Source organism: Methanosarcina sp. A14 (genome assembly GCF_001729375.1).
Taxonomy (GTDB): domain Archaea; phylum Halobacteriota; class Methanosarcinia; order Methanosarcinales; family Methanosarcinaceae; genus Methanosarcina; species Methanosarcina barkeri.
The window spans coordinates 1-5,860 of record NZ_LZPK01000175.1; the positions used below are offsets into that span (position 1 = coordinate 1).

Annotated in this window: 6 protein-coding genes; all 6 read right to left on the bottom strand. The window is 42.6% G+C overall.

Going from position 1 to position 5,860, the window contains the following annotated elements; all coding sequences use genetic code 11:
• Nucleotides 1–228 precede the first annotated feature (228 nt).
• The gene (gene pscS / locus A9239_RS09090; protein ID WP_048121666.1) at nucleotides 229–1,389 is read right to left on the bottom strand and encodes an O-phospho-L-seryl-tRNA:Cys-tRNA synthase; all 1,161 of its coding nucleotides are present in this window, start codon (nucleotides 1,387–1,389) and stop codon (nucleotides 229–231) included.
• Between the two features lie 382 nt (nucleotides 1,390–1,771).
• Nucleotides 1,772–2,050: a DNA-directed RNA polymerase subunit L gene (locus A9239_RS09095; protein WP_048121664.1), complete on the bottom strand. Its 279-nt coding sequence runs from the start codon at nucleotides 2,048–2,050 to the stop codon at nucleotides 1,772–1,774.
• Nucleotides 2,051–2,129: 79 nt separating this feature from the next.
• The gene (locus A9239_RS09100; RefSeq protein ID WP_048121662.1) at nucleotides 2,130–3,083 is read right to left on the bottom strand and encodes an exosome complex RNA-binding protein Csl4; all 954 of its coding nucleotides are present in this window, start codon (nucleotides 3,081–3,083) and stop codon (nucleotides 2,130–2,132) included.
• A gap of 305 nt (nucleotides 3,084–3,388) precedes the next feature.
• Nucleotides 3,389–3,982, bottom strand: coding sequence for an METTL5 family protein (locus A9239_RS09105; protein ID WP_048121660.1), 594 nt, complete (start codon nucleotides 3,980–3,982; stop codon nucleotides 3,389–3,391).
• 109 nt (nucleotides 3,983–4,091) lie between these two features.
• Complete coding sequence (dph2, locus tag A9239_RS09110; protein ID WP_048121658.1) at nucleotides 4,092–5,099, bottom strand: diphthamide biosynthesis enzyme Dph2; 1,008 nt, start codon at nucleotides 5,097–5,099, stop codon at nucleotides 4,092–4,094.
• On the bottom strand, nucleotides 5,080–5,652 hold the full coding sequence (gene hpt, locus A9239_RS09115) for a hypoxanthine/guanine phosphoribosyltransferase (protein ID WP_048156215.1): 573 nt from the start codon (nucleotides 5,650–5,652) through the stop codon (nucleotides 5,080–5,082). Before hpt ends, dph2 begins: the two co-directional genes overlap by 20 nt.
• Between the last annotated feature and the right edge of the window lie 208 nt (nucleotides 5,653–5,860).

Here is a 5,860-nt window from a genome sequence, read left to right on the forward strand (position 1 = left end):
ACGTACTGGACTCAGTAAAAGTACCTGGACTCAGTAAAAGTACCTGGACTCAGCAGATAAATTTGGCAGATATTCCAAAAATATACATTTTTGCGCACTTTTCACATAATTTCTTCGGAATCTTGAATCTTTGAATTTATCTGCTTCAAAAAAGGGGAAAGTCATAACCAGGATCGTGCACCTGGTTTAGTCCTCCCGGACATAAAATATCAACAGGCTTAAACAGCCTTAAATATCCTCATATTTTTTCAGGATATCTTCAAAGGAGTCAGCGACAACTTCAAGTTTTTCTCTTCCAAGCCCGAAAGTACTGAGTTTGAAATATTTTGTAAGCCCGGACTTGATACCGTGAATATTGCGTGCTTTGAGATCTTTGTAGAGGAAGTATCTCCCTTTCTTGACTTTCTCGGAGATTTCATAGAAGCGTGGAGCTTCAAAGAACATAAGGTCATGAGAATGGGGTTTCTGCCCGCGCTGGATAAAGCCCATTTCCTCAAGCCTTGCCGAGAACCAGCGGGCATTTTCGACCTCCTGGTCCCAGTTCCTAACACGCTTTACCACATCCGGGAAAGATGCAATAAGGGTCATAACCGTAGCGCCCCTTGCCGTGCATCCTAAAAACTCAACTTCTTTTACCTTGTTATGTTTGGATTTCCTGAGCACGATGGGAGCGTACTCTTCGCTTACCCCGAGCACTCCGATAGGCCCTGATGCGGCCATAGATTTATGCCCGCTGCCTGCAATAAAGTCAGCACCGATTTCTTTTGCAGATACCGGCATTCTTCCTACGGCATATGCACCATTTAGAAGAAGAGGGACGTCGTATTGATGGCAGACCGACGCTATCTTTCTTGCATCGGGCAGGTTTCCATAATTTCCGTCCGGGTAAGTTACAAGTGCAAGAGCAGGCGGTTTTCCACTTTCCTTTGTAACCTCTTCGATTGCTGTGGCATACCCTTCAGGGTCAAGGTAATAATCGGGGCTGCCTGAATGAGGTACGGTTTTGATATTAAGGCCTGCTCTTTCGGCTGCAACGTAGGAAGAGTAATGGGCAAGCCCATCGAGCACAATCCAGTCACCCGGCTTTCCAATAGAATGCATGACAGCAAACTTGGACTCCCGTGCCCCATTTGTGACCCTTGCCTCATCACAGTCAAGAAACTCGGGAAGGGCCTTATGTACAAAATCATAAATTGGAGGCTTTTTTATCTGATCCAGAACCCCTCCGCAGAAATCACATACTGAATACCCGTCTCCCCACTCTACAAGAGCCTGTTTTGCAGCCTCGGTCAGACGCCCGCCTGTCTGAAGAGGGTCGATGTTTATACTGCCAAGGGTCTCTCTTTTTATAAAACCGAACTTCTGAAGGGATGAGTCGTCAAGTTTCATCTTCTTTCATACCTCAATTTATCTTTCATACTTCAATATTAGTTATAGGTTAACCTCTATTAGTTACAGGTTAGTTTCTGATTTTAAGTTACAGGTTAGTTTCTGATTTTTAAGTTGCAGATGCAGGATATACTTCTGAACTAAAATGAATCGAAATTACTCAATTCAGTTTATGCTTTTACCCTACTTCGTGTTTAAGATTTCTTGTTTAATCTGGATTACGCATCGATTCATAAAAAAGTATTCCAAAACTACCTTTAATTTTAAGATAGCAAAAGCTTGTTAATAACTATCAAGAACCCCTGCTGGAAAGATTCCGGATTTTCCGGAAAAAGAAAGCAAAACGCCTTTAACAGACGTTATGCACTATTTTTCAGATACTTCAGGCGTTTACTGCCTTGCCAAAGACATCAGTAAATTCGTCGCACTGATCTATTATTTTCGAAGCAGCGTCCTTTAAGACCTCAATAGGGTCTGTACCATCGGTTTTGATGTAAAGGATCGGGTCACTGATACTTACGTATTTCATATCATAGAAGGCAATCTCAACCCTCTGGTCTTTAATCAGAAGATCCTTAAGTATATTGAGAAGGGTATGTGTTTCGCCTTTGAGCTTGACTTCAAGCTCATTGTCTGTTTTGGAGATAATGTTCAGTTCCATTGGTGACCACCTGTAAGTGTGAGTAATATGATTTACTGGTAATTTATTGTGCAGAAACCATACCTGCAGGAGAAAGAAATTATTTTACCCCTTTCCCGTACTCGGTTGAGATTTTGCGAGTTTCGGTCATATTGCAGACGGGGCATTTAAGCTTTTTCCCTTCAAGCACAAGTTCTCCTTTGCAGTTTGAACAGTAGGCTTTTACAACTCCTAGGGAATCTTCAGCTGTTGTAAGGCGAATTCTTTCAGTGTCGAGAACTCTGGCCTTGACTATATCAAAGTGTCTGAACTCGTCTGAAAGTCTCTTAACGTAAGAGTCCCGCACGTTCGATACATGGATGTCTCCCAAACGCACATTGACAATTTCCCTGTTTTCTTTGCCTTCAATTCCTGCAACTTCCACTATTGCCCCGGATTCGCGCACATCAGTTATCTTTCCATAGACAATATCCCCTACTTTAAGAATATTCGGAGTGAGCGTGCGTGGCCTGACTGAGATTACTCTTGCTTTCCTGTCAATAATTACGGTGCCAGTAGCTGTAGAGTAAATATCTCCAGCAGACACGTTTGTTCCTTCCCCAGGCTTGAACTCTTCAGTCGTTCCCACAAGCTCTCCAGGAAGCACAAAACCTCCTTTTTCAAGCTCTTCTTCAGGAGTCTCGGTTTCGTGGGGAGCTCCGGGTTCAGGCATATTCGATCTTTCCCTGGAGCCTTTTTTCTGGTAAGGGAATCTTCTTTTCTTGCCCTGGTCTCCTCTGAACTGGTCCTTTGACTGAGCCCTGGACTTACCTTTAAACTGATCTCTGGGGCGTCCCCTGAAGTGATCTCTTGATTGGCTCTTATATTCTCTGGGCTGCTCTCTTGGTTGATTTTTAACCTGTTCCCTTGGGGTTTTAAACTGATCTCTCGATCGGCCTTTGAACTGGTCTCTGCTTTCGGAAGCAATTTGAGTTACATTTTCAGCAACCGGCTTTCCTTCACTCGGGCCAGTCAATTTTTTTCTCGTAGTTTTACTTTTTCTAATTCTAATCATGATCCCTCATTTGGACTAGCGTTAGTAGTCGATATAAATCGTAATCACAGTAACTATCAATAACATGGAGTGCTGGCAACCATTCAATTGGATACTGGCACATTTAATTGACAGATAATCAATCTCAATAGAGTAGATATGTTATCATATTCCTATTATCTGCCACTTATGCCCTTATTGACGCACCATATAGCTTGTAATACACAGGCATACTTATTATAAGCAGTGTAATAGCTCGCTTTTTGAGGTGAAGTCCTGCACCGATGCTATAAAATCTGATGCCTTAAACGGTGCTTGCGTCTGTATTATCCTGAGACCTTAATCCTATAGATTTCGACCTCAATAACCTCTCGTTCTTTTTTATGAAAATCAAAGGTGCGTTTTATAGGGAATTTCGCAACGTAGGAGTGTGTAATGACTGCAGGCTTAATGAACTTTTGGATAAAAGCAAGGCTTCCGCGGTTGTGAATTGAATATATCACTTCACTTGTTCTTAATGCTGACGAAAGAAAAGGCCGGTCTCTGCCTTTCACTCTTGCTCCGAAAGGAGGGTTCATAACCGTGGTTTTTACGCATTCTTTTATGTCGGCAACATCTGATAATACGAACTCGATTCCTACTCCAAGTTTTCGAGCATTTTTTCTTGCGGTCTCAAGTGCTTTTGGATCCGTATCATAACCTATAACTTTTTTGGCTCCCAGAAGCTTTGCTCCGATTGCAAGGATTCCAGTACCACAGCCCAGATCCTGTACCGAATCATCAAGATCTCCCTGCATGTAAGCAAAGTGAAGAATTTCCGCAGCTAAAAGAGGAGGTGTCTGGTACTGCTCCAGCTCAAGTTCAGGACTGGAAAAGTCTTCCAACTCTTCCAGGAGTATCTCAAGTTTTCTCTGTTTCATTTCATCTACTTAAATTTTCGATTTGCATAATTTCAATCCTTTATTTATATATTTTAGCTTAATATTTAGACCTGAATTTATTACCTAGACATAACCAACATTTAAAAAGTTATATTGGCTCCTCGGTAATCTCATCAAGTACAAGTTTTTCCCATTCCCTCTCTCCAAGCACTATCTCAAATTCCTGAGGCGTAAGCATTGGGGAAGGAAAACGCCCAACTTCATCGATTGCAAGCCTTGGGCAGGCAGTATTCACGAAAGCGTCTACTTTGAATTGAAGAAGTTGATCCGGAGTGACAAGATCAATCAGGATAAGGTGTGCCGCTTTTCCGTGCTTTCTGGCAAGCGCTTTCAACGAGAAAGCCAGCTCCATTCTTTCCTGCCCGTTTTTGCTCGATATAATTATCCCGAAAACCTTGGCATCCAGTGATTTTGCAATTACCGCGCTCCGCTGGCGGAGGATTCTTGAAGGGTCCACCTCGCGAACTTCTCCGGAAAATGGATCGGCTGCAAGGACCCTTTTTTTTGTGGAAAGAGCTACACCTAAAGGATGGAAATCTCCACTTCCAATATATAAATATTCATCACATACTTCGTTCCTTGCTGTAGAAAAATTGCAGCCAAGTACCTGGCCCGGATATGCTAGCCTGGAGTCTCCTTTCCCGATTACGCAGGTCTTTCCATTTGCCTCCAGGACATCACAGGCTTCAGGGAGCTTGTGTACATGCTGGACAGTAGTAATCAGTCCTATAACCTGCCCCTTAAGTTCAGAGACAGCCTTTTCAACAACCGGCCGGATGTCAACTGCAGAACGCGTTTCTATGAAATAGACCCTTTCGGAAAATTTCGTATCCTCCAGCTCGGCATGCCCGAAGTGGAAAAGAATATCAACCTGCTCAAGTAAAGTTTTATCCAGGTCGCATGCCCCAAAACATGGGTCTCCAGATATGATAATCTCAGCCCCGGTGGCTTCTTCAACTTTTTTTGCGAGCTCCGGACCTTTTCTTTTGAGCCCTTCAGGAAACTGGAAACCTACGATTTTTGCACCAAGCTTATTTATCACACTGATAATATAGTCAGGCCTTAAGTCAAAAGCGTCACTCGTTCCCAAAGACATTCTTAATCTCCACACCTTTCTCGCTCACGTCGATCGTAACGAGAATCTTGGGTTCAACCCCGAGCTCCTTTAATTGCAAATAACCGTTCCCTCGTCCGATAACGGAAATTACGTCCAGAATCTCTACACCCATAGTCTTCAGGGCTTTTACGAGTGCCATCAGCGTTCCGCCGGTACTGATGACGTCGTCTACAATAATTACTCTGTCCCCTTTTTTGAGTCCATTTATATAAAGAGCTCCTTTCGAGTACCCTGTTCTCTGAGAAAGTTCCACTTCTCCTTCAAGAAAATAAGGCCGCTTTCGAACAATGGTCAAAGGAATTCCTGTTTTCATAGAAAGGGCATTTGCCACAGGAATACCCATGGCTTCTATTGTAAGAATAGTATCGACTTTTTTAATGTCGGTAATCTGAAGAATATATTCGGCGATCTCTTCAACCATATGGGGGTCTATGGACGGTACACCATCAGATATCGGATGGATAAAGTAGTTGTATTCTCCTCGCTTGATCATAGGAGAATTAATGAGTGAGGTTTTCAGTTTTTCAAGCATGGTATTAACTCTTTTTTGGCTGTTGGGATATATCTATAATAGGACTTACGCAGTTAAAATGCCGAAAACTTGATATCTTTATAAATATACTTATGGCTTAGTGTTTCTCTAAAAACGTACGGAGTTATGGACATAAATCCACCTAAGTGTACCGACATTGACTACATAAATTTTCTCATTGCGGCTTCTAACGTTTATAGCTGTACTG

Excerpts from the sequence above, each read along its gene's own strand:
- A9239_RS09105 (WP_048121660.1), bottom strand. The coding sequence starts at position 3,982 with ATGAAACAGAGAAAACTTGAGATACTCCTGGAAGAGTTGGAAGACTTT.
- dph2 (WP_048121658.1), bottom strand. The coding sequence starts at position 5,099 with ATGTCTTTGGGAACGAGTGACGCTTTTGACTTAAGGCCTGACTATATT.
- A9239_RS09100 (WP_048121662.1), bottom strand. The coding sequence starts at position 3,083 with ATGATTAGAATTAGAAAAAGTAAAACTACGAGAAAAAAATTGACTGGC.
- pscS (WP_048121666.1), bottom strand. The coding sequence starts at position 1,389 with ATGAAACTTGACGACTCATCCCTTCAGAAGTTCGGTTTTATAAAAAGA.
- hpt (WP_048156215.1), bottom strand. The coding sequence starts at position 5,652 with ATGCTTGAAAAACTGAAAACCTCACTCATTAATTCTCCTATGATCAAG.
- A9239_RS09095 (WP_048121664.1), bottom strand. The coding sequence starts at position 2,050 with ATGGAACTGAACATTATCTCCAAAACAGACAATGAGCTTGAAGTCAAG.